At 71.6% G+C, this 22,977-nt stretch carries 22 protein-coding genes; 19 read left to right on the forward strand and 3 right to left on the reverse strand.

The features are described from left to right. Positions 1-197: 197 nt before the first annotated feature. A complete protein-coding gene (locus RM609_RS26125) occupies positions 198-1,703 on the reverse strand; it encodes a purine-cytosine permease family protein (RefSeq protein ID WP_438828540.1) in 1,506 nt (501 codons plus the stop codon). Positions 1,704-1,912: 209 nt separating this feature from the next. Between RM609_RS26125 and ftsY the strand changes: the two genes are divergently transcribed. After that, entirely contained in the window at positions 1,913-3,157 is a 1,245-nt protein-coding gene (gene ftsY, locus RM609_RS26130; protein WP_311614021.1) for a signal recognition particle-docking protein FtsY, read from the forward strand. Between the two features lie 88 nt (positions 3,158-3,245). Here the strand turns inward: ftsY and RM609_RS26135 are convergent, their stop codons facing one another. Continuing rightward, positions 3,246-3,908: a bifunctional DNA primase/polymerase gene (locus RM609_RS26135; protein WP_311614022.1), complete on the reverse strand. Its 663-nt coding sequence runs from the start codon at positions 3,906-3,908 to the stop codon at positions 3,246-3,248. 414 nt (positions 3,909-4,322) lie between these two features. Here RM609_RS26135 and nsdA point away from each other — a divergent pair, with 414 nt between their 5' ends. The 5 genes from nsdA (at position 4,323) to ffh (ending at position 11,824) form a co-directional block, all read left to right on the forward strand. Beyond that, positions 4,323-5,840: a transcriptional repressor NsdA gene (gene nsdA, locus RM609_RS26140; RefSeq protein WP_311614023.1), complete on the forward strand. Its 1,518-nt coding sequence runs from the start codon at positions 4,323-4,325 to the stop codon at positions 5,838-5,840. A gap of 319 nt (positions 5,841-6,159) precedes the next feature. After that, positions 6,160-7,446, forward strand: coding sequence for an ammonium transporter (locus RM609_RS26145; RefSeq protein WP_311614024.1), 1,287 nt, complete (start codon positions 6,160-6,162; stop codon positions 7,444-7,446). Continuing rightward, on the forward strand, positions 7,443-7,781 hold the full coding sequence (locus RM609_RS26150; protein ID WP_311614025.1) for a P-II family nitrogen regulator: 339 nt from the start codon (positions 7,443-7,445) through the stop codon (positions 7,779-7,781). Before RM609_RS26145 ends, RM609_RS26150 begins: the two co-directional genes overlap by 4 nt. Before the next feature lie 16 nt (positions 7,782-7,797). Continuing rightward, positions 7,798-10,203 (forward strand): [protein-PII] uridylyltransferase, encoded by a 2,406-nt coding sequence (locus RM609_RS26155; RefSeq protein ID WP_311614026.1) that lies wholly within the window; start codon positions 7,798-7,800, stop codon positions 10,201-10,203. Between the two features lie 76 nt (positions 10,204-10,279). After that, entirely contained in the window at positions 10,280-11,824 is a 1,545-nt protein-coding gene (ffh, locus tag RM609_RS26160; protein WP_311614027.1) for a signal recognition particle protein, read from the forward strand. Positions 11,825-11,890: 66 nt separating this feature from the next. On the opposite strand, the gene RM609_RS26165 is transcribed toward ffh, so the two are convergent. Then, positions 11,891-12,718 carry a class I SAM-dependent methyltransferase gene (locus RM609_RS26165; protein ID WP_311614028.1) on the reverse strand — a complete coding sequence of 276 codons (828 nt, stop codon included), beginning with the start codon at positions 12,716-12,718 and terminating at the stop codon, positions 11,891-11,893. A gap of 352 nt (positions 12,719-13,070) precedes the next feature. Here RM609_RS26165 and proS point away from each other — a divergent pair, with 352 nt between their 5' ends. The 13 genes from proS (at position 13,071) to RM609_RS26230 (ending at position 22,875) form a co-directional block, all read left to right on the forward strand. After that, on the forward strand, positions 13,071-14,486 hold the full coding sequence (proS, locus tag RM609_RS26170) for a proline--tRNA ligase (protein WP_311614029.1): 1,416 nt from the start codon (positions 13,071-13,073) through the stop codon (positions 14,484-14,486). A 265-nt stretch (positions 14,487-14,751) separates the two neighbouring features. After that, positions 14,752-15,345 carry a hypothetical protein gene (locus tag RM609_RS26175; RefSeq protein ID WP_311614030.1) on the forward strand — a complete coding sequence of 198 codons (594 nt, stop codon included), beginning with the start codon at positions 14,752-14,754 and terminating at the stop codon, positions 15,343-15,345. Between the two features lie 216 nt (positions 15,346-15,561). Next, on the forward strand, positions 15,562-15,999 hold the full coding sequence (gene rpsP, locus RM609_RS26180) for a 30S ribosomal protein S16 (RefSeq protein ID WP_311614031.1): 438 nt from the start codon (positions 15,562-15,564) through the stop codon (positions 15,997-15,999). Between the two features lie 2 nt (positions 16,000-16,001). Further along, entirely contained in the window at positions 16,002-16,241 is a 240-nt protein-coding gene (locus RM609_RS26185) for an RNA-binding protein (RefSeq protein WP_014153811.1), read from the forward strand. A gap of 90 nt (positions 16,242-16,331) precedes the next feature. Beyond that, positions 16,332-16,889: a ribosome maturation factor RimM gene (gene rimM / locus RM609_RS26190; RefSeq protein ID WP_311614032.1), complete on the forward strand. Its 558-nt coding sequence runs from the start codon at positions 16,332-16,334 to the stop codon at positions 16,887-16,889. Then, positions 16,889-17,704, forward strand: coding sequence for a tRNA (guanosine(37)-N1)-methyltransferase TrmD (trmD, locus tag RM609_RS26195; protein ID WP_311614033.1), 816 nt, complete (start codon positions 16,889-16,891; stop codon positions 17,702-17,704). Before rimM ends, trmD begins: the two co-directional genes overlap by 1 nt. 131 nt (positions 17,705-17,835) lie before the next feature. After that, a complete protein-coding gene (rplS, locus tag RM609_RS26200) occupies positions 17,836-18,186 on the forward strand; it encodes a 50S ribosomal protein L19 (RefSeq protein WP_311614034.1) in 351 nt (116 codons plus the stop codon). A gap of 45 nt (positions 18,187-18,231) precedes the next feature. Further along, entirely contained in the window at positions 18,232-19,074 is an 843-nt protein-coding gene (lepB, locus tag RM609_RS26205) for a signal peptidase I (protein WP_311614035.1), read from the forward strand. Then, positions 19,067-20,116, forward strand: a complete 1,050-nt coding sequence (gene lepB / locus RM609_RS26210; RefSeq protein ID WP_311614036.1) for a signal peptidase I — start codon at positions 19,067-19,069, stop codon at positions 20,114-20,116. The genes lepB (RM609_RS26205) and lepB (RM609_RS26210) overlap by 8 nt, the downstream gene beginning before the upstream one ends. Further along, a complete protein-coding gene (gene lepB / locus RM609_RS26215) occupies positions 20,055-21,092 on the forward strand; it encodes a signal peptidase I (protein WP_311614116.1) in 1,038 nt (345 codons plus the stop codon). The genes lepB (RM609_RS26210) and lepB (RM609_RS26215) overlap by 62 nt, the downstream gene beginning before the upstream one ends. A 125-nt stretch (positions 21,093-21,217) precedes the next feature. Continuing rightward, positions 21,218-21,964 carry a signal peptidase I gene (gene lepB / locus RM609_RS26220; protein ID WP_311614037.1) on the forward strand — a complete coding sequence of 249 codons (747 nt, stop codon included), beginning with the start codon at positions 21,218-21,220 and terminating at the stop codon, positions 21,962-21,964. Between the two features lie 44 nt (positions 21,965-22,008). After that, entirely contained in the window at positions 22,009-22,527 is a 519-nt protein-coding gene (locus RM609_RS26225) for an NUDIX hydrolase (protein ID WP_311614038.1), read from the forward strand. 39 nt (positions 22,528-22,566) lie between these two features. Next, the gene (locus RM609_RS26230) at positions 22,567-22,875 is read left to right on the forward strand and encodes a DUF2469 domain-containing protein (RefSeq protein WP_126916304.1); all 309 of its coding nucleotides are present in this window, start codon (positions 22,567-22,569) and stop codon (positions 22,873-22,875) included. Positions 22,876-22,977: the final 102 nt, after the last annotated feature.

Genomic DNA, 22,977 nt, shown 5'->3' on the forward strand with positions numbered 1-22,977 from the left:
GAGCTCTTTACGCCCCTACCAGGGCCCATCCACCCCACCCCGCCCCCTTCCGTCAGTACCTCGTGGCTGCGGTTCCGGGTGATCGGGTGGGCGGGTGGGCGAAACCCGCGCCGAAGGCGCGGGCACCCCTACCGGCGGGCAGCCGGAAACGCAAAGAGGGCCCCCGCAAGGGGGCCCTCCGCACGTTGTCGCGAAGCTTACGCGGCGACCTTCTCCCGCTCCGGGCGCGGCTCCGCCGCCTCCGCGGCTTCCGCCGCAACCTCACGCGGCGTCGGCAGCACGGCCATGATGGCCGCCGAGATCACGATCGTCGCCGCCCAGCCCAGCCCGTACTTGCCGACGAACGTGCCCGACAGCGGCCCGGCGAACCAGTCGCACTTGGTGAAGGCGATGCCCGCCAGCAGGGCCACGGCCCAGGCCGTCATGGCCTGCCAGCAGAAGCCGCCCACGTACCAGTACTTGCTGGTGCGGCCGGTGTCCATGAGCGCCTCGGCGTCGTAGCGGACGGCCCGCTTCTTCCGCCGGGCCATGTCGACGACGTAGACGCCGATCCAGGCCGAGAAGGAGACGGCCAGCAGGATCAGGAAGGTGATGAAGGAGCTCAGGAAGCTCTTCGCGACCAGCATCAGCAGCAGACCGCCGATCAGCGAGATCGCGGCGTTGATGCTCACGGCCAGCGCGCGCGGCAGCTTGACGCCCATCGTCTGGGCGGTGAAGCCGGCCGAGTACATCGACAGGGAGTTGATCAGCAGCATGCCGACGATCGCGGTGATCAGGTAGGGCACGGCGAGCCACGTCGGCAGGAGGTCACCGAGGAAGGAGACCGGGTCCGGCGCGTCGGCGAGGCCCGGCGTGGCCACGGCCATCACCGCGCCCATCAGCACCATGGGGACCATCACCATGCCGGCGCCGGAGACCGTGACACCCGCGATCTTCTTGCCGGAGGCGGCGTGCGGCAGGTAGCGGGCGAAGTCGGGGCCGGTGGGGACCCAGCTGATGCCGCCCGCGGCGATCGTGCCGATGCCGGCGATCATCATCGCGGTGGTACCGGCGGGCTTGGAGAAGACGTCGTCCCACTTGATGTGGACGATCAGGTAGCCGAGCACCAGCACGCTGAAGACGCCGAAGAGGTACGTCGACCACGTGTTGCAGATGTTGAGCACCTTGCGGCCCATGCCGCTCACCAGGAACGTGCAGGCGACGAAGACGAACAGCGTGATCACGATCAGCACGTTGTTGCTCTTCACGCCGAAGACCAGATCGAGCACGGTCAGCACCGCGTACGCGCCGGTGACCGCGTTGATCGTCTCCCAGCCGAAGCGGGCGACCCACAGGATCGCGCCCGGGAAGAGGTTGCCACGCACACCGAAGGTGGCCCGGGAGAGCATCGCGCCGGGCGCGCCGCCCCACTTGCCCGACACGGAGACCACACCGACCAGGCCGAACGACACGAGCGCGGCGCACGCCGCGACGATCATGACCTGCCAGAAGTTCAGCTTGTTGAAGACCACCAGCGCCGCGCCCATGGTGAGCAGCAGCACGCTGATGTTGGCGGCCACCCAGGTCGGGAAGAGCTCCCGGACCCGGCCGTGCCGTTCGTTGTCGGGTACCGGCTCGATACCGCGGGTCTCGACGGCGCTCGCGGCGCTGTCGACGCTGGACACGTTGGCGCCTTCGGCAGCGTTGTCCATGGTGGGGGCCATATCGGGGGCTCCGTGTGGGGGAATTGCAGGGCGGGGCCTGGGCAGAAAGGGACGTTGGGACTCTACGCGCGTCGCGTGAACCCACGCCATCGTACTTTGATCTAACTTTGGCCGGTTAGTGCCATTGGTCCTTGTGGAAAAGTACGAACACGCCCTGTCCGAAGCCGCCGCAGCGCCCTCGCGCGCGGGTGCCGGATACTGGGGGCGTTATGGACATCGTCATCCTTGCTGTAGTCATCGCTGTGGTCGCGCTGGGCGCGATCAGCGGGCTCGTGGTCAGCAGTCGCAAGAAGAAAGCGCTGCCCCCCGCTCCACCGAGCAGCCCGTCCGTCACCGCGCCGCCCGCCGAACCGCACGTCGGCGAGGAGGCCGAGACCCCGCGGCCGGAACCCCGCCGCACCGTGGAGGAAGTCGAGCTCCCCGAGGCCCCCGCCCCGGAGGAGACCGCTCCCGTCGTGGAGCCGGAGCCGGAGCCCGTGGTCGAGGCTCCGGCCGAGCCCGAGATCGAGGTTCCCGAGCCCACCGCCGGCCGGCTGGTGCGGCTGCGGGCCCGGCTCTCCCGTTCCCAGAACTCCCTCGGCAAGGGTCTGCTGACCCTGCTGTCCCGTGAGCACCTCGACGAGGACACCTGGGAGGAGATCGAGGACACCCTCCTCACCGCCGATGTGGGCGTCGCGCCCACCCAGGAGCTGGTCGAGCGCCTGCGCGAGCGGGTCAAGGTCCTCGGCACCCGTACCCCCGAGGAGCTGCGCGAGCTGCTGCGCGAGGAGCTGCTCGCCCTGATCGGCACCGACGCCGACCGCAGTGTCCACACCGAGCCCGGTGTGGGGACGAACGGCGAGGAGAAGCCCGGCGTCGTGATGGTCGTCGGCGTCAACGGCGTCGGCAAGACCACCACCACCGGCAAGCTCGCCCGGGTGCTGGTGGCCGACGGCAAGTCCGTCGTCCTGGGCGCGGCCGACACCTTCCGCGCCGCCGCCGCCGATCAGCTCCAGACCTGGGGCGAGCGCGTGGGCGCCCGTACGGTCCGCGGCCCCGAGGGCGGCGACCCGGCGTCGATCGCCTTCGACGCGGTCAAGGAGGGCATCGCCGAGAACGCGGACGTCGTGCTCATCGACACCGCCGGCCGGCTGCACACCAAGACCGGTCTGATGGACGAGCTCGGCAAGGTCAAGCGCGTCGTGGAGAAGCACGGCTCGGTCGACGAGGTGCTGCTGGTCCTCGACGCCACCACCGGCCAGAACGGCCTGGTCCAGGCCCGGGTCTTCGCCGAGGTGGTCGACATCACCGGTGTCGTCCTCACCAAGCTCGACGGCACGGCCAAGGGCGGCATCATCGTCCAGGTCCAGCGCCAGCTGGGCGTACCGGTCAAGCTCGTCGGTCTCGGCGAGGGCGCGGACGACCTCGCGCCGTTCGAGCCGGAGGCGTTCGTCGACGCGCTGATCGGCGACTAGCCGGAAGACGTAGAACGATCCGTACGGGCCCCGTCGTGACTGTGAGCACGGCGGGGCCCGCCCTTACCCGGAACCGCGCCGGAGGCGGTCATGCCGAGCGGTGGCAGACATACGCCAGCGTCCCCAGCAGCAGGCGGGCCTCCGGGGGGCAGCCCGCCGTGTCGAGGGCGGGCGGCAGCAGCCAGCGCATCGGCCCCAGGCCCGCGTAGTCCGACGGCGGGGCCGTGATGTGGTCGCCGCGGCCCAGGCCGCGCAGATCGAGCCGGGCGTCGTCCCACCCCATGCGGTAGAGCAGCTGGGGGAGCTCCGCGGCCGCGCCGGGGGCGACGAGGAACAGCGCGCGGCCGTCCGGGGTGAGGGCCACGGGCCCCAGCGGCACCCCCATCCGCTCCAGCCGGGCCAGGGCGTGCCGCCCGGCCGCCTCCGCGACCTCCAGCACGTCGAAGGAGCGCCCCACCGGCAGCAGTACGGCAGCGCCCGGCACCTCCGCCCAGGCGGCCGCGGCCTCGTCCAGCGTGGAGCCCGCGGGGACCGGCGACGCGAAGGGGAGGGGATGGGCGCCGGGGGAGGGGCAGTCGGCGGCTCCGCACGAGCAGATCACCCGGCCCCCGCGCGAGGCCCGGGCGCCCGGGACCACGTCCCAGCCCCACAGGCCGGTGTACTCCGCGACCGTCGTCGCGTACTCGGACGCGCGGCCTCGGCGCCGAGAGCTCGAGCGCAGGTCCCGGATGCCGCCGATAGTGAAGCCCATGCCCCCTCCAACGGGTCGTGTTCGCAGTTGGTTACGTGTCGGAGTGTCTCGGACACGCACGGTCGCGGACGTCTGCTCCGGGGCGGTGCGACGGTGTGCGACGGGTGGTGCGCCGGAGGCCGTGCGCCGTGGCGCGCAACGATCCACCCGTTGCCCGGTTTTCCTGCGGTTGCTCCGCGTCAAGTCAATCGCGAAGTGCGCGGGACACGTTCATTCCTTGGGGTGGCGAATGGTGGCGTTTACTGGACCGCTCTCGCCTGAACGGTGATCGTAGGATTACTTTCGGTGCATGGACGGCGCCGGACAGGCGGCCGCAACACGCGGCAAGCTGTTGGCGGTTCACGCGCAGACGTGGTGAACGCACGTGTGGACACGTACTCGCGTAATTGCGGATTTGTGGATGGGGGCGTTCCCGTGAGCGGCAATGTCAGTGGTGCCGACGGCACCGATCGGGCCGAGAAGGCCGACCGGGCCGACAAGGGTGAGAAACGCCCGAACGAACAGCTGAACTCATGGTTCCTGCGCAGCGGGTGGTCCAAGGGCGAGCTCGCCCGCCAGGTCAACCGCAGGGCCCGGCAGCTGGGCGCCCATCACATCAGCACGGACACCTCCCGGGTGCGCCGCTGGCTGGACGGCGAGCAGCCCCGCGAGCCCATCCCCAAGATCCTCTCCGAGCTCTTCTCCGAGCGCTTCGGCTGTGTCGTCGGCGTCGAGGACATCGGCCTGCGCGTCGCCCACCGGTCGCCCTCCGTCGGCGGGGTGGACCTGCCCTGGGCCGCCCCCCAGACCGTGGAACTGCTCAGCGAGTTCTCCCGCAGCGACCTGATGCTCGCCCGCCGGGGCTTCCTCGGCACCTCGCTCGCCCTCACCGCCGGCCCCGCCCTCATCGAGCCCATGCAGCGCTGGCTGGTGCCCGGCCCCGCCGGCCGGGACGGCGCGCGCGGCGCCGAGCGCGACCGCTCCCGCAGGTCCCGGCTCTCCGAGCCGGAGCTGGAGCTGCTGGAGTCGACGACCGTGATGTTCCGCCAGTGGGACGCCCAGTGCGGCGGCGGGCTGCGCCGCAAGGCCGTGGTGGGCCAGCTCCACGAGGTCACCGACCTGCTCCAGGAGCCCCAGCCCGACGAGACCACCCGGCGGCTGTTCCACGTCGCCGCCGAGCTGGCCGAGCTGGCCGGCTGGATGAGCTACGACATCGGTCTCCACCCCACCGCCCAGAAGTACTTCGTCCTCGCCCTCCACGCCGCCAAGGAGGCCGGCAACCGCCCCCTGGGCTCGTTCGTGCTCTCCATGATGAGCCGCCAGATGATCCACCTCGGCCGCCCGGACGACGCCCTGGAGCTGATCCACCTAGGCCAGTACGGCTCCCGGGAGACGGCCACCCCCCGCACCCAGGCCATGCTCCACGCCATGGAGGCCCGCGCCTACGCCAACATGGGCCAGCCCGCCAAGGTCAAGCGCGCGGTCGCCATGGCCGAGGACTGCTTCGCCGACATCACGTCCGGCGACGGCGACCCCGACTGGATCCGCTTCTTCTCCGAGGCCGAGCTCAACGCCGAGAACGCCCACTCCTTCCGCGACCTGGCCTATGTGGCCGGCCGCAGCCCCACCTACGCCCAGCTGGCGCGGCCCAAGATGGAGCGGGCCGTCGAGCTGTTCTCCCAGGACGACGAGCACCAGCGTTCGTATGCGCTCAACCTGATCGGCATGGCCACCGTGCACCTGCTCCAGCGCGAGCCGGAGGCCTGCGCGGAGCCCGTGAAGAAGGCGCTGAGAATCGCCAAACAGGTCCGCTCCGAGCGGGTCAACAACCGGCTGCGCAAGACCGTCGACAACGCCCACCGCGACTTCGGCGACGTCGCCGAAGTCGTCGACCTGACCGACCAACTCGCCGTCCACCTGCCGGAATCCCTGGAGGCCGCCCACGCGGTCTGACCCTTCCGGCCCCTCTGCCCGGCCGTGGCGACCCTCCCGTACAGCCCGACTCGGCTCCCCCACGCCAGGTCACCCCGGGCGGTCGCCACGGCCGGTCCGTGTCTTCGCGCGGCACCGCGGCCGACAGGGTAGGGGAGATCCTCCGCGCCCGCCCTGCCGTTCACCGGGACGTAACACTCCCGCCGCCATCGTCACCGGCGTGAAACAGCCCATGGCACCGGCTGAAACCGCGCTGCGACAGCCTCAAGGCGACAACGGCCCACCGAAGAGACACCGCCCGCACGGGGGCTTGGGCCGCGGCGGCGAGGAGACACCGACATTGAATGGCGCAGATACCGCGTTCGTACTGATCAGTGCCGCGCTCGTGATGCTGATGACACCCGCCCTGGCCTTCTTCTACGGCGGCATGGTCCGGGTGAAGAGCGCGCTCAACATGCTGATGATGTCGTTCATCTCACTGGGAGTCGTCAGCGTCCTATGGGTGCTCTACGGCTACTCCCTGGCCTTCGGTGACGACATCGGCGCCGGCCTCCTGGGCGGCCTCGGCCACCTCGGCCTGAGCGGCATCCACCCCGACACCCTCACCGGCGGCAAGGAGGGCATCCCCGTCCTCGCGTTCGCCCTCTTCCAGATGATGTTCGCCGTCATCACCCCCGCCCTGATGAGCGGGGCCCTCGCCGACCGGGTGAAGTTCAGCGCCTGGACGCTGTTCATCGCCCTGTGGGTGAGCGTCGTCTACTTCCCCGTCGCCCACTGGGTCTGGCAGGCCGACGGCTGGCTGTTCAAGCTCAAGGTGATCGACTTCGCCGGCGGCACGGCCGTCCACATCAACGCGGGCATCGGCGCCCTGGCCGCCGTCCTCGTCGTCGGCAAGCGCGTCGGCTTCAAGAAGGACCCGATGCGCCCGCACAGCCTGCCCCTGGTGATGCTCGGCGCGGGACTGCTGTGGTTCGGCTGGTTCGGCTTCAACGCCGGCTCCGCGCTCGCCGCCAACGGCACCGCCGCCAACATGGCCATGAACACCCAGGTCGCCACCGGCGCGGCCATGCTCGGCTGGCTCGCCTACGAGCGCATCCGGCACGGCGCGTTCACCACCCTCGGCGCCGCCTCCGGAGCCGTCGCCGGCCTCGTCGCCATCACCCCCTCCGGCGCCGCCGTCAACGCCTTCGGGGCGATCCTCATCGGCCTCGTCGCAGGCGCCGTCTGCTCCTGGGCCGTGAGCTGGAAGTTCAGGCTCGGCTTCGACGACTCCCTCGACGTGGTCGGCGTCCACCTCGTCGGCGGCGTCATCGGCACCCTCCTCGTCGGCCTCCTCGCCACCGACGGCATCGGCGGCCTCACCCAGCTCGGCCGCCAGGCCGCCGGCGCCTTCTCGGTGATGGCCTACTCCTTCACCGTCTCCTGGCTGCTCGCCAAACTCGTCGACAAGCTCGTCGGCTTCCGCGCCGCCGAGGAGGACGAGATCACCGGCATCGACCAGGCCTTCCACGCCGAGACCGCCTACGACTTCACCGCCGTCGGCGGGGCCGCCGCCTCCCGCTCCGTCCACCACACCCCCGCACAGCAACTCCCCAACGGGACGCCCGACAAGAAGGTGGACGCGTGAAGCTCGTCACCGCGATCGTCAAGCCCTACAAGCTGGAGGACGTCAAGACCGCCCTGCGCGACTTCGGCGTCCACGGCCTGACCGTCAGCGAGGCCACCGGCCACGGCCGCCAGCGCGGCCACACCGAGGTCTACCGGGGCGCCGAGTACACCATCGACCTCGTCCCCAAGATCCGCATAGAGGTCCTCGCCGAGGACGACGACGCCGACGACATCGTCGACGTCATCATCCGCAGCGCCCGCACCGGAAAGATCGGCGACGGCAAGGTCTGGGTCGTCCCCCTCGACACCGTCGCCCGCGTCCGCACCGACGAGCGCGGCCCGGACGCGCTGTGACCGCCAGGAGCCACCGTTGACGGAGCACGACACCGAGGCGCAGCCGGGACGGCACGGCGGCTACGCGGCCGCCCGGCTGCGCCTCCTGACCGAGGGACGGCTCACCGGCCCGCCCCTGCGCTCCGAGCTCGCCCGGGCCACCGACCAGTGGCTGGGCGAGCTCCTCGGCCCCGCCCCCGGCGTCGCCCTCGTCGCCGTCGGCGGCTACGGGCGCGGCGAACTCTCCCCCCGCAGCGACCTCGACGTCCTCCTCCTCCACGACGGCACCACCACGGCCCCCGGCATCGCCGCCCTCGCCGACCGCGTCTGGTACCCCGTCTGGGACATGGGCCTCGCCCTCGACCACTCCGTCCGCACCCCCGCCGAGACCCGCAAGGCCGCCGCGAGCGACCTCAAGGTCCACCTCGGCCTCCTCGACGCCCGCCACCTCGCCGGCGACCCCGCCCTCACCGCCGCCCTGCGCACCACCGCCTACGAGGACTGGCGCGCCCAGGCCCCCGCCCGGCTCCCCGAACTGCGCGAGCTGTGCGAGGAACGCGCCCGCCGCCAGGGCGAGCTGCGCTTCCTGCTGGAACCCGACCTGAAGGAGGCGCGCGGCGGCCTCCGCGACGCCACCGCCCTGCGGGCCGTCGCCGCCTCCTGGCTCGCCGACGCCCCCCGCGAGGGCCTCGAAGCCGCCCGCACCCGCCTCCTCGACACCCGCGACGCCCTCCACCTCGCCACCGGCCGCGCCACCGACCGGCTCGCCCTCCAGGAACAGGACCAGGTCGCCGCCGCCCTCGGCCTCCCCGACGCCGACGCCCTCCTGCGCGGGGTGTACCGGGCCGCCCACACCGTCTCCTACGCCGCCGACGTCACCTGGCGCGAGGTCGGCCGCGTCCTGCGCGCCCGCTCCGGACGGCCCCGGCTGCGCCGCGTCATCGGGGGACGCGGCGGCTTCGTCGCGCCCGAGAGGACTCCGCTGGCGGAAGGGGTCGTCGAACAGGACGGCGAGGTCGGCCTCGCCCGTACCGCCCGCCCCGAGCACGACCCCGTGCTCCCGCTGCGCGCCGCGGCCGCCGCGGCCCAGGCGGGCCTCCCGCTGTCCCGGCACGCGGTGCGCCGCATGGCCGGCGCCGCGCCGCTGCCCGAGCCCTGGCCCGCCGAGGCCCGCGAACAGCTCCTCACCCTCCTCGGCGCGGGAGAGCCCGCCGTGGCCGTCTGGGAGGCCCTGGAGACCGAGGGAATCGTCTCCCGGCTGCTGCCCGAATGGGAGCACGTGCGCTGCCGCCCGCAGCGCAACGCCCTCCACCGCTGGACCGTCGACCGGCACCTCGTCGAGACGGCCGTGCGCGCCGCCGCCCTCACCCGCCGCGTCGGCCGCCCCGACCTGCTGCTCCTCGCCGCGCTCCTGCACGACATCGGCAAGGGCCGGCCCGGCGACCACTCCGAGACGGGCGCCACGACCGCCCGCCAGGTGGCGGCCCGGCTCGGCTACGGACCGGACGACGCCACCGTCCTCGCCACGCTCGTCCGCCACCACCTCCTGCTGGCCGACACCGCCACCCGCCGCGACCTCGGCGACCCCGCCACGGTCCGCGCGGTCACGGACGCGGTCGGCTCCGCCGCCGTCCTGGAGCTGCTGCACGCCCTCACCGAGGCCGACGCCCTCGCCACCGGCCCCACGGCCTGGACCGCCTGGCGGGCCTCGCTGGTGGCCGACCTGGTGCGCCGGGCGGCCGCCGCCCTCGACGGCCGCCCCGTCCCGCCCGGCCCCGAGAGGTTCGCCCCCACCCCCGAGCAGACGTCCGCCGCCGACGAGGCCCGGCGCACCGGCGCCCCGGTCGTCATCCTGCGGGCCCGCCCGGAGGGCGCCGGGAACGACGGGCCCGTCGGCGTCGAGCTGCTCATCGCGCTCCCCGACCGGCCGGGCGTCCTGCCCGCCGCCGCCGGGGTGCTGGCCCTGCACCGGCTGCGCGTCCGCACGGCCGAGCTCCGCGCCCTCGACGGCCCGGTCCTCCTGCTGACCTGGCGCGTCGCCGCCGAGTACGGCTCCCTGCCGGAGGCGGCACGGCTGCGCGAGGACCTGACGCGGGCCCTGGACGGCTCCCTCGATGTCGCCGGGCGGCTGGCCGAGCGGGAGGCCGCCTACCGCGGCCGGCGCTCCGGCGTCCCCCACGCGCCGCCCCGGGTGAGCGTGGCCCCGGGCGGCTCCCGGGACGCGACAGTCCTGGAAGTACGGGCCCAGGACGCCCCCGGACTGCTCCACCGCATCGGCCGCGCCCTGGACGAAGCCGGGCTGTGGGTGCGCAGCGCACACGTGAGCACCCTGGGAGCCAGCGCCGTGGACGCGTTCTATGTGACGGGTGCCGGGGGCGGCCCGCTGCCGCCCGAGGAGGCCGCCCGGACGGCCCGGGAAGTCCAGGAGTCACTGGGCGGCTGACCGCACCGGGGAGGGCCGGATACCCTTGGGGGTCAGCCGCCGCCTTGACTCACGACAAGAAGGACTCGCGACCACCGTGTTCGATACCCTCTCCGACCGCCTCGCAGCGACGTTCAAGAACCTCCGGGGCAAGGGCCGCCTCTCCGAGGCCGACATCGACGCCACGGCACGCGAGATCCGCATCGCCCTCCTCGAGGCCGATGTGGCGCTGCCCGTCGTGCGGGCCTTCATCAAGCAGGTCAAGGAGCGCGCCACCGGCTCCGAGGTCTCCCAGGCCCTGAACCCGGCCCAGCAGGTCATCAAGATCGTCAACGAGGAGCTCGTCACCATCCTCGGTGGCGAGACCCGCCGGCTGCGCTTCGCCAAGAGCGGCCCGACGGTCATCATGCTCGCCGGTCTCCAGGGTGCCGGTAAGACGACCCTCGCCGGAAAGCTCGGCCACTGGCTCAAGGGCCAGGGCCACGCCCCGCTGCTCGTCGCCTGTGACCTCCAGCGCCCCAACGCCGTCAACCAGCTCGGCGTCGTCGCCGAGCGCGCCGGTGTCGCGATCTTCGCGCCGGAGCCGGGCAACGGCGTGGGCGACCCGGTCCAGGTCGCCAAGGACTCCGTCGAGTACGCCAACGCCAAGCAGCACGACGTGGTGATCGTCGACACCGCCGGCCGCCTCGGCATCGACGCCGAGCTGATGCAGCAGGCCGCGGACATCCGTGACGCGGTGCAGCCGCAGGAGATCCTCTTCGTCCTCGACGCGATGATCGGTCAGGACGCGGTCAACACCGCCGAGGCCTTCCGCGACGGCGTCGGCTTCGACGGCGTCGTGCTCTCCAAGCTCGACGGCGACGCGCGAGGCGGTGCCGCCCTGTCGGTCGCGCACGTGACCGGCAAGCAGATCATGTTCGCCTCCAACGGCGAGAAGCTGGACGACTTCGACGCGTTCCACCCGGACCGCATGGCGTCCCGCATCCTCGGCATGGGCGACATGCTCAGCCTCATCGAGAAGGCCGAGCAGACCTTCAGCCAGGACGAGGCCGAGAAGATGGCGGCCAAGCTGGCGAAGGGCCCCAAGGAGTTCACGCTCGACGACTTCCTGTCGCAGATGGAGCAGGTCCGCAAGATGGGCTCCATCTCCAAGCTCCTCGGCATGCTCCCGGGCATGGGCCAGATCAAGGACCAGATCAACAACCTCGACGAGCGCGACGTCGACCGCACCGCCGCGATCATCAAGTCGATGACCCCGGCCGAGCGCCAGGACCCGACGATCATCAACGGCTCGCGCCGCGCCCGTATCGCCAAGGGCTCCGGTGTGGACGTCAGCGCGGTGAAGAACCTCGTGGAGCGCTTCTTCGAGGCCCGCAAGATGATGTCCCGCATGGCCCAGGGCGGCGGTATGCCGGGCATGCCGGGTATCCCGGGCATGGGCGGTGGCGCGGCCCGCAAGAAGAAGCAGATCAAGCAGGGCAAGGGCAAGCGCCAGTCCGGCAACCCGATGAAGCGCAAGGCCGACGCGGAGGCCGCGGCCGCCCGCCGTGAGCAGGCGCAGGCCGGCGGCATGCCCGAGCTCCCGACGGGCGGCGACGGCAAGTTCGAGCTGCCCGACGAGTTCAAGAAGTTCATGGGCTGACCCCCGGCGGGTCCCCAGGCGACGACAGCCCCCGGCACCGCCGGGGGCTGTCCGTCGTCCGTACGCCTACACCCGGGCGATCAGATACCGGAACACATTCGGCATCCACACCGTGCCGTCGGCCCGCAGATACGGGTGGAGGGCCTCGACGAGCTCCTTGGCGACCTGCTCCTCGTCCGTCGCCCGGACCGCCGCGTCGAAGGCGCCCGTCGACAGCAGGCCCCGCACCGCGCTGCCCATGTCGGCGTAGCCGTACGGGCAGGAGACCCGGCCCGAGCCGTCCGGGGTCAGCCCGGCGTCGCGGGCCAGGTTCTCCAGGTCGTCACGGCCGCACGGGCGCCAGCGGGCCGGGGCGCACATCGGATCGGCCAGGCGCGCGGCCACCCGGAGCGCGCCGGACGCCGCGCAGCGCTCCTGCGGGCCCCAGCCGGCCAGGACGACGGGGGAGCCCGGCGCCGCGTAGGCGGCGGCGCGGGCGAGCCCCCGCGCCAGGCCCCGGGGGCCGCTGCCCGCGCAGAAGAGCGGGTCGAAGGCGGTGACGAGCGTGAAGAGCGGGTCGTCAGGCCCGGTCACGGCCTCGGGCCCGCCGAGGCCGAGGCGCGGGCCGCCCGCCGGGGAGCCCTCCGGCAGCAGCCGTTCACGGGCCAGCGCGAGCCTGCGCCCGTCGGCGTCCACACCGCAGACGACGGCCCCCCGGGCCGCGGCCATCAGCAGGGCCAGCCCCGAGCCGCAGCCGAGGCTGAGGAGCCGGGTGCCGGGACCGGTCTCCAGGCGCTCGTACACCGCCTCGTAGAGCGGCACCAGCATCCGTTCCTGGATTTCCGCCCAGTCGCGGGCCCGGGATTCGGGCGAGGTCGGGGACGGCCGGTGCCGCCGCACGAGCGTTGGTGTCATCGAAAGCGCCCCAATCCGCCGGTTCACATGTTCTGGTCCGTGGTTCCGCCCCCATGAAGTGCCGCTGTCCGTGCCGAGTGCCTGGTGCTTCAAATCCGGTGCTGCGTATCCGGTGCTTCGCGCGGAGTGCTCGGAGCCGCGGGAAGAACCGTTCCGCGGGCCGTGGCGAAGTACCCCCCGATGCCAGGGAACTCCGCTTCGGCCGCCGAGTCCAGGGGGTGACGCCGAGCTTTGCCCCGCCGTCACGATGGCATGTGCCGGATGTACGGGCAGAGCTGCCGGCGGCCGGGAAGAGACGGTCGCCGGCGGACGGATTCACACTCGGCCTGACGGGCCCCGTACCATTCGCAGCATGGCAAAGGCTCCCATTCTCACCCCCCAGGCGGAAGACTTCCCGCGCTGGTACCAGGACCTGATCAACAAGGCCGAACTGGCCGACAACGGCCCGGTGCGCGGCACCATGGTCATCCGCCCGTACGGGTACGGGCTCTGGGAGCGCATGCAGCAGGAGATGGACGCCCGGATCAAGGACGCGGGCGCCTCCAACGCGTACTTCCCGCTCTTCATCCCGCAGTCCTACCTGACGAGGGAGGCGGAGCACGTCGAGGGCTTCGCCCCCGAGCTCGCGGTCGTCACCCATGGCGGCGGCAAGGAGCTGGAGGAGCCGGTCGTCGTCCGGCCCACCTCCGAGACGATCATCAACGAGTACTTCTCGAAGTGGGTGCAGAGCTACCGCGACCTGCCCCTGCTCATCAACCAGTGGGCCAATGTCGTCCGTTGGGAGATGCGCCCCCGCGTCTTTCTCCGTACGAGCGAATTCCTCTGGCAGGAGGGCCACACCGCCCACGCCACCTACGAGGACGCCCGTGACTACGCGGCCCGTATCCACCGCGACGTCTACTACGACTTCATGGTGAACGTCCTGGGCATCGACGTGGTGCTCGGCCGCAAGACGCCCAAGGAGCGTTTCGCGGGCGCCATCAACACCCTCACCCTCGAGGGCATGATGGGCGACGGCAAGGCCCTCCAGATGGGCACGAGCCACGAGCTCGGCCAGAACTTCGCCAAGGCCTTCAACACCTCCTACCTGTCCAAGGGCGGACAGCAGGAGCTGGTCTGGCAGACCTCCTGGGGCGTCTCCACCCGCATGGTCGGCGGTCTGATCATGTCCCACGGCGACGACAAGGGCCTGCGGGTGCCGCCGCGGCTGGCGTCCGTGCAGGCCGTGGTCCTGGCCATCAAGGGCGACGAGGCCGTCCTCGCCAAGGTCCGTGAGATCGGCGACGTCCTCAAGGCGGCGGGCGTGCGGGTGCAGGTCGACGACCGCACCGACACCCCCTTCGGCCGGCGCGCCGTCGACTGGGAGCTCAAGGGCGTTCCGGTCCGTATCGAGATCGGCCCCCGCGACCTGGAGAACGGCACCGCGATGCTGGCCCGCCGCATCCCGGGCGGCAAGGAGCCGGTGCGCATCGACGAGCTGGCCGCGCTGCTGCCGAAGGTCCTGGAGGAGGACCAGGAGCAGCTGCTGCGCGAGTCGCGCGAGCGCCGGCTGGCCCGTACGACGGACGTGGCGACCATCGAGGAGGCCGCCGAGGCCGCCCTCGCCGGTGGCTGGGCCCGCATCCCGTGGGCGACGCTGGGCGCGGAGGGCGAGGCCAAGCTGGCCGAGCAGGCCGTGACCGTGCGCTGCCTGGTGATGCCCGACGGCTCGGTGCCGGAGACCGACGACGCCGAGGGCGCCGTCGCGATCGTCGCGCGCGCCTACTGATCCACCCGCCCCCGGGTGCGCGCTCCCCAGGCGCGCGTCCGGGGGTTCGCGCTTGTACGGGCGCCGGAGCGGGGCGTACTGCCGCTTACTGATGAGTCAGTACGTCCCACCTTGCGAACAGCTGAGCGTCTCATCCCTCCTTCTCCGCAGTTCTGCGCACCCGCCCTCCTCAGGACGAATGAGGCGGGAAACTGACTGGTACGTGCAAATTATTTGGGATGGCCCGGTATCGGAACACCGGGCCGCACCCGCTCGTTGTCACGACGTGAGCACGACACCACCTGTTCTCGCCGCAGAGCTGGCACAGGCGTGGGCCGACATTCAGCGGTTCCACCCCGAGCTGCCGGATCTAGCCGCGCCCGAATCGTTGATCGGAGAGTCGTCGTCCGCCTGTGGCGCCGAGCTCTCCTTCGAAAGGCTGCTGCACGAGGCAGTGCACGGCATCGCGGCCGCCCGCGGTGTCCGGGACACCTCTCGTGCCGGCCGCTACCACAACCGGCGATTCCTGGCGATCGCCGAGGAGCTGGGGCTCGACCACAGCGATGAGCCGCATCCCAGCAGCGGCTTCTCGCTCGTCGTGCTCAACCCGGAGGCGCGCAAGCGCTACCGGCCCACGATCGAGAGACTCCAGCGGGCGCTCAAGGCGCACACCGTCGCCACCGCGGCCGACACCTCGCGCACCTTCCGGGGCCCGGCCGCGCGCCATGGCTCCTCCGGCGGCGGGGTGCGGGTGAAGGCCGTGTGCGACTGCGGGCGCAATGTGCGCGTCGTGCCGTCCGTGCTCGCCCAGGCGCCGATCATGTGCGGCGGCTGCGGCCAGCCCTTCCGGATCCCGGAGCCCGCCGTCCCGGTTGGCTGAGACGGGGTGTCCCCGATCGCGCCCGGTCCGCTCCGGCGGTCCCGGGCCCGTTCGGCGCCCCGCGATCGGTGTGGCACAATGGGTCGCTGTACTCGACAGTCGCATAGGACCCCTCTCTCCTCCGGCTGACGCGTCCATCGGGCACCCCGAGTACCGCAAACCCCACGTGGCATCTCGTTGTGCCCAACCACGTCAAGACCAGGAGACACCACTCCAGTGGCAGTCAAGATCAAGCTGAAGCGTCTGGGCAAGATCCGTTCGCCTCACTACCGCATCGTCGTCGCCGACTCCCGCACCCGCCGTGACGGCCGTGCGATCGAGGAGATCGGCCTGTACCACCCGGTGCAGAACCCCTCCCGCATCGAGGTCGACAGCGACCGCGCCCAGTACTGGCTGAGCGTCGGCGCCCAGCCGACCGAGCCCGTCCTGGCCATCCTCAAGGTCACCGGCGACTGGCAGAAGTTCAAGGGTCTGCCGGCCCCGGCCCCGATGCTGGTCGCCGAGGAGAAGAAGCGCGACTTCAGCGACCTCTTCGAGGCTCGTGTGAACGCCGCTGGCGAGGCGAAGGGTGAGGCCATCACCCCGAAGGCCAAGAAGTCGGAGAAGAAGGACGAGGCCGCCGAGGCCGAGTCCGCTGAGTCGACCGAGGCCTGAGGATGCTCGAGGAGGCCCTTGAGCACCTCGTGAAGGGCATCGTCGACAACCCCGACGACGTGCAGGTCGCCTCGCGCGACCTGCGCCGTGGGCGCGTGCTGGAGGTCCGGGTCCACCCGGACGACCTCGGCAAGGTGATCGGCCGCAACGGCCGTACCGCCCGCGCCCTGCGCACCGTCGTGGGCGCCATCGGCGGCCGTGGCATCCGTGTCGACCTCGTCGACGTGGACCAGGTCCGCTGAGAAGCGACAGAGCACCGGCACGGGCCGGGAAGGGTTTCCCTTCCCGGCCCGTTGTCGCGTTCGTAAGACCATGCGAGAAGGAATAAGACTGTGCAGCTGGTAGTCGGCAGGATCGGCCGTGCCCACGGCATCAAGGGCGAGGTCACCGTAGAGGTACGTACGGACGAGCCCGAGCTGCGGCTCGGACCCGGCGCCGTACTGGCCACGGACCCCGCGGGCACGGGCCCGCTGACCGTCGAGACCGGCCGGGTGCACAGCGGCCGGCTGCTCCTGCGCTTCGCCGGTGTCGCCGACCGCACCGCCGCCGAGGCCCTGCGCAACACCCTGCTGATCGCCGACGTCGACCCGGACGAGACTCCCGAGGACCCCGAGGAGTTCTACGACCACCAGCTGATGGACCTCGACGTCGTCACCGTCGACGGCACCGCCGTCGGCCGGATCGCCGAGATCTCCCACCTGCCCTCCCAGGACCTCTTCATCGTCGAGCGTCCGGACGGCACCGAGGTGATGATCCCCTTCGTCTCCGAGATCGTCACCGAGATCGACCTCGACGAGCAGCGCGTCGTCGTCGACCCGCCGCGCGGCCTCCTCGACATCGACGAGGCCGAGGTCGCCAGCGCCCGCGACGCCGAGGAGGAGCAGGAGTAATGCGCCTCGACGTCGTCACGATCTTCCCCGAGTACCTCGAGCCGCTGAACGTCTCGCTCGTCGGCAAGGCCCGCGCCCGCGGCCGGCTCGACGTACGCGTCCACGATCTGCGCGAGTGGACGCACGACAAGCACAACACCGTCGACGACACCCCCTACGGCGGTGGCCCCGGCATGGTGATGAAGCCCGAGCCCTGGGGCGAGGCGCTGGACGCGGTCATCGGGTCCGGCGCGGAGGGCGTCCGTCCCACGATCGTCGTGCCCACCCCCAGCGGCAAGCCCTTCACCCAGGAGATCGCCGTCGAGCTCGCCGAGAAGCCGTGGCTGGTCTTCACCCCCGCCCGCTACGAGGGCATCGACCGCCGCGTCATCGACGAGTACGGCGACCACTACGACGTACGCGAGCTCTCCATCGGCGACTACGTCCTGGCCGGCGGCGAGGCCCCCGTCCTCGTCATGGTCGAGGCCGTCGCCCGGCTCCTCCCCGGCGTCCTCGGCAACGCCGAGTCGCACCGCGACGACTCCTTCGCCCCCGGCGCCATGGCCGACCTCCTGGAAGGCCCCGTCTACACCAAGCCGCCGGAGTGGCGCGGCCGCGGCATCCCCGACGTCCTCCTCAGCGGCCACCACGGCAAGATCGCCCGCTGGCGCCGCGACGAGGCCTTCCGCCGCACCACCGCCAACCGCCCCGACCTCCTCGAGCGCACCGACCCGGCCGCCTTCGACAAGAAGGACCGCGAGATGCTCTCGATCCTCGGCTGGGGCCCCGGCGAGGACGGCCGATTTGGGCGAGTGGCTCCCGACGTGGAAGAATGAGCCGTTGCCTTGCGTCCGGCGTGCGCCCCTGCCACAGGGGGACCGACGTCCGCCCGGTGTGCGAGGTACCTTTCTCTTTTCCGTACGAATTCCGCTGATGACCTGTGGCATCGGCGAGGAAGCAGACGAATATGTCTTCCCTGCTCGACGGCGTCAACGCCGCTTCGCTGCGCACCGACGTCCCGGCCTTCCGTCCCGGTGACACCGTGAACGTCCACGTTCGCGTCATCGAGGGCAACCGCTCCCGCATCCAGCAGTTCAAGGGTGTCGTCATCCGCCGCCAGGGCGCGGGCATCAGCGAGACCTTCACGGTCCGCAAGGTTTCCTTCTCCGTCGGCGTCGAGCGCACCTTCCCGGTGCACAGCCCGATCTTCGAGAAGGTCGAGCTCATCACCCGCGGTGACGTCCGCCGCGCCAAGCTGTACTACCTCCGTGAGCTGCGCGGCAAGGCCGCGAAGATCAAGGAGAAGCGCGACAACTGAGCTTCCCGACGGCGTCCGGGAACGGCCGGATAGGCTTTCGGCCCGATGGACACCGACGCACAGCTCGCATCGCTTCCGGAGCGCGACCGCTCTCCCGAACCCGCACAGGGTGAGGAGCAGGGGTCGCGCTCCGCGCGTTTTTCCCGGCTTACCCGGCGTTCCTGGCGTTCCCGGCTCAAGGCCGCCTGGCGCTGGTACGCGGACGGCGGGCCGCTGCGGCGCGCCGGGGTGCTGCTCTCCCTCTGCCTGGTCTCACTGCTGCTGGTCAGCGGCTATGTGGTGCAGCCCTTCCTGATCCCCAGCGGGTCGATGGAGAAGACCCTCCAGGTCGGCGACCGGGTGCTCGTCAACAAGCTCGCCTATCGCTTCGGGGACGAGCCGGGCCGGGGCGATGTGATCGTCTTCGACGGCACCGACTCCTTCGTCCAGGAGGGGCCCTCGGAGAACGCGGTGACCACGGTCATCCGCAAGGGCGCGGCGGCCGTCGGGCTGATGCGCCCCTCCGAGACCGACTACATCAAGCGCGTCGTCGGCGTCGGCGGCGACCGGGTCCGCTGCTGCGACAAGTGGGGCAGGCTGGAGATCAACGGCCATCCGGTGCTGGAGGAATACCTCTACCCGGGGGACGTTCCCTCCCAAGTTCCGTTCGATGTGGTGGTGCCGGAGGGCAAGCTATGGGTCATGGGTGACCATCGCAGCGACTCCCGTGACTCCCGGGACCATCTGGGCGAGCCGGGCGGCGGCATGGTTCCGGTGGACCGCGTCATCGGACGCGCCGACTGGATCGGCTGGCCGCTGGGCCGGATGACCTCCCTGGGCCGGACCGGCGCCTTCGCGGACGTACCCGCTCCGGGCCCGGGGCACGGGGTAGGTGGCCCGCATGGGTAGCAGGGGCCGCACCGGCGTCCGTACGGCCGCGCCGGCCGCCCGCCCGGTGGCGGCGCCCGGGGACCGGCCGCCCCCGGGGACCGGGGGACGGGCGGAGCGGCGCAGGGCCGCGAAACGGACCGCCACGAAGCAGCGCCGCCGCCGGCAGCGCTCGGTGCTCAAGGAAGTGCCGATCCTCATAGGCGTCGCGGTGCTGATCGCCCTGGTACTGAAGACGTTCCTCGTCCAGGCCTTCGTGATCCCGTCCGGCTCGATGGAGGAGACCATCCGGATCGGCGACCGGGTGCTGGTCGACAAGCTGACGCCCTGGTTCGGGACCCGGCCGCAGCGCGGCGACGTGGTGGTCTTCAAGGACCCCGGGGGATGGCTCGGCGACGAGTGGAAGTCCCGCAACGACCCGGTGGGGATCAAACAGGCCAAGCAGGCGCTCACCTTCATCGGCCTGCTGCCCTCGGCCGACGAGCAGGACCTCATCAAGCGAGTGGTGGGCGTCGGCGGCGACAGGGTCAAGTGCTGCGACAAGGACGGCAAAATCACGGTCAACGGAACGCCGCTCGACGAACCCTACGTCCATCCGGGAAATCCTCCTTCCCAGATGACGTTCGACGTGAAGGTCCCCAAGGGCCGGCTCTTCGTCATGGGGGACCACCGTTCCGACTCGGCCGACTCGCGCTACCACCTGGACCAGCCGGGGCAGGGAACCGTCGCGGAGGACGGGGTGGTGGGGCGTGCGGTGCTGATCGCCTGGCCGCTGGACCACTGGCGGCGGCTGACCGAGCCGGGCACGTACGCTTCGGTACGGGACGCGCCGCGCGCGGATGCGCGAGCGGGCGGTTCGCCGCATAGTCTGTCCCCCACGGATCATGAAGGATTGATCCTGCTCCCGACCCCTGCGGAACTCCCGCTCGTTATGGGAGTGATGGGCCTGCGTCGTACGTATCGCGGGCGGCAGCGTGGAGTGAGGAGTGGATGTGGGGGATGTGGCGGTCGGCGCGCGTTCCGGTCACGGAGAGCCCGAAAGGCGGCCCGGGCGGACGGATGAGCCGTCCGGGGAACCGTCCGGCGGCGATGTGCCGCAGGAGGCCAGGTCCCAGGCGGCCGGGCCCGGCCAGGACGCCACGACGGTGACGTCCTCGGAGCCCCCCGCGTCCGAGGACGGCGCGGGGCGCGGCGGCAGCGGCGGCGAGGGCCGTGGCGCGCGCCGCGACGAGCCCAAGAAGCAACGATCCTTCTGGAAGGAGCTGCCGCTCCTCATCGGCATCGCGCTGGTGCTCGCGCTGCTCATCAAGACCTTCCTGGTGCAGGCGTTCTCGATTCCCTCCGAGTCGATGCAGAACACCCTCCAGCGCGGCGACCGGGTGCTGGTGGACAAGCTCACGCCGTGGTTCGGCTCGAAACCCGAGCGCGGCGAGGTCGTCGTCTTCCACGATCCGGGCGGCTGGCTGGGCGAGAGCCCTGCCACCGACCAGGGCCCGGTGGCAGGCGGCGTCCAGAAGGTGCTCAGCTTCATCGGCCTGATGCCCTCGGCCGAGGAGAAGGACCTGATCAAGCGGGTCATCGCGGTCGGCGGCGACACCGTCGAGTGCAAGGGCAACAACGAGCCGGTGACGGTCAACGGCAAGGCGCTCGACGAGCCGTACATCTTCCCCGGGAACACGCCCTGCGGTGACAAGCCCTTCGGCCCGATCAAGGTGCCCAAGGGCCGGATCTGGGTGATGGGCGACCACCGCCAGGACTCCCTCGACTCCCGCTACCACCAGGAGCTCGACAGGTTCCAGGGCACGGTCTCGGAGGACGAGGTCGTCGGCCGCGCGATCGTCGTCGCCTGGCCGATCAACCGCTGGGCGACGCTGCCCGTCCCCGGCACCTTCGACCAGCCGGGGCTGAGCGCGGCGGCGGCCGCCGCCCCGCCGGTGTTCGGGCTCGCGGGCGCGGTGCCGCTGGTGCTGTGGCGCCGGCGCCGGACCTTGCGGAAGGCCGAGCGGTCCATCGTGGTCGTCCCCGCCGCGAAGGGTTGACGAGCCGTGCGACGGGCCGTGTGACGGGCCGTTCCCCATCGGCCTCCGCCAGGGGCTGACCGAAGCCCGTACCCCCGGGTAGGGTGCGGGCATCTTCGGACCGGCGGACGGGGGATGGGGACGCGATGAGCGGAGTGCAACGTGGCGCCGACGGCCGCGGCCGCGCGGGCAGGGTACTGTCCGGGCTGGCCGTGGCCGTCGGCTGTCTGCTCTTCCTCGGCGGCTTCGGCTGGGCCGCCCTGCTGTACCGGCCGTACACCGTGCCCACGGATTCCATGGCGCCCACGATCGGGCGCGGCGACCGGATCCTCGCCCAGCGGATCGACGGCGGCGAGGTGCGGCGCGGGGACGTGGTCGTCTTCGAGGACGAGGTCTGGGGCAACGTCCCGATGGTCAAACGGGTCGTCGGCGTCGGTGGGGATCACATCGAGTGCTGTGACAAACAGGGCCGTCTGACGATCAACGGCAAGCCTGTGGAGGAGCCCTATCTGGAGGGTTCCGGCCCGGCCTCGCCCACCGGCTTCTCGGCCACCGTCCCCGAGGGCAGGCTGTTCCTCCTCGGCGACCACCGTTCCGACTCGCTGGACTCCCGCAGCCATATGACCGAGGCGGGACAGGGCACGGTGCCGCGCGACGCGGTACGGGCCCGGGTGGACGCCAAGGCCTGGCCGGTGTCCGGCTGGGGCATGATCGAGCGCCCCGGTGGCTTCGCGGGGCTGCCCGGCGGCACGTCCCGGCCGGGCCCGCTGCCCCTGATCACGACGTGCGTGGTGGCGGGCGCGGTGCTCATCCTGGGAGGTGCGGCGGTGGGCGCGCTCGCGCAGCGGGCGGCACGCGGCGGGAAGGCGGCGGTGGCCCATGGGCATGGGTGAGACGGCCGTGGCGGTGGCTGTGGGTGAGGCGGCGGGGACGCGGCATGACTGAGGCGGCGGCCGGTGACGGCGGTGGTGGCAGCGCTACGCGGCGGGCCGCCCGGGTCGTCCTGCTGGACCCCGACGACCGGATTCTGCTGCTGCACGGCTACGAGCCGGACGACCCCGGCACCACCTGGTGGTTCACCCCCGGCGGGGGACTGGAGGGCGACGAGGGCTGGGAGGAGGCCGCGCGCCGTGAGCTGGCCGAGGAGACGGGCGTCACCGAGATCGAACTCGGCCCGGTGCTCTGGACGCGCAGCTGCTCGTTCCCCTTCGACGGCCGCCGCTGGGAACAGGACGAGCGCTACTACCTGGCCCGTACCGCACAGCGGCCCACCTGGTCCGGCGGCGGGACGGAGCTGGAGCGGCGCAGCCTCTCGGGGCTGCGCTGGTGGACCTGCGAAGAACTGCTCGCGACGCATGAGACGGTGTACCCGACCAGACTCGCCGGGCTGCTGCGGGCGCTGCTCGACGAGGGACCCCCGAGTACGCCGGTGCTCCTGGAGACCGAGCGCGCCTGACGCACAATGGGGGGACGCACGGCTGAAGGGGAACATGCCATGAGCGCCGAGGACCTCGAGAAGTACGAGACCGAGATGGAGCTGAAGCTCTACCGGGAGTACCGCGACGTCGTCGGTCTGTTCAAATACGTGATCGAGACCGAGCGCCGTTTCTACCTGACGAACGACTACGAGATGCAGGTGCACTCGGTACAGGGCGAGGTCTTCTTCGAGGTCTCGATGGCGGACGCGTGGGTGTGGGACATGTACCGGCCGGCGCGCTTTGTGAAGCAGGTCCGGGTGCTCACGTTCAAGGACGTGAACATCGAGGAGCTCAACAAGACCGATCTTGATCTGCCGGGGACGTGATCGGACCGTTTGCGATTGGTCCGTTTGTGATTGGTCCGTTCATTCACTGATCGGGTGACGGGGTTTTCCACAACCACCGAGTTATCCACCAAGATCCAAAAG

This window comes from Streptomyces hesseae, from assembly GCF_031845785.1.
GTDB lineage: Bacteria > Actinomycetota > Actinomycetes > Streptomycetales > Streptomycetaceae > Streptomyces > Streptomyces hesseae.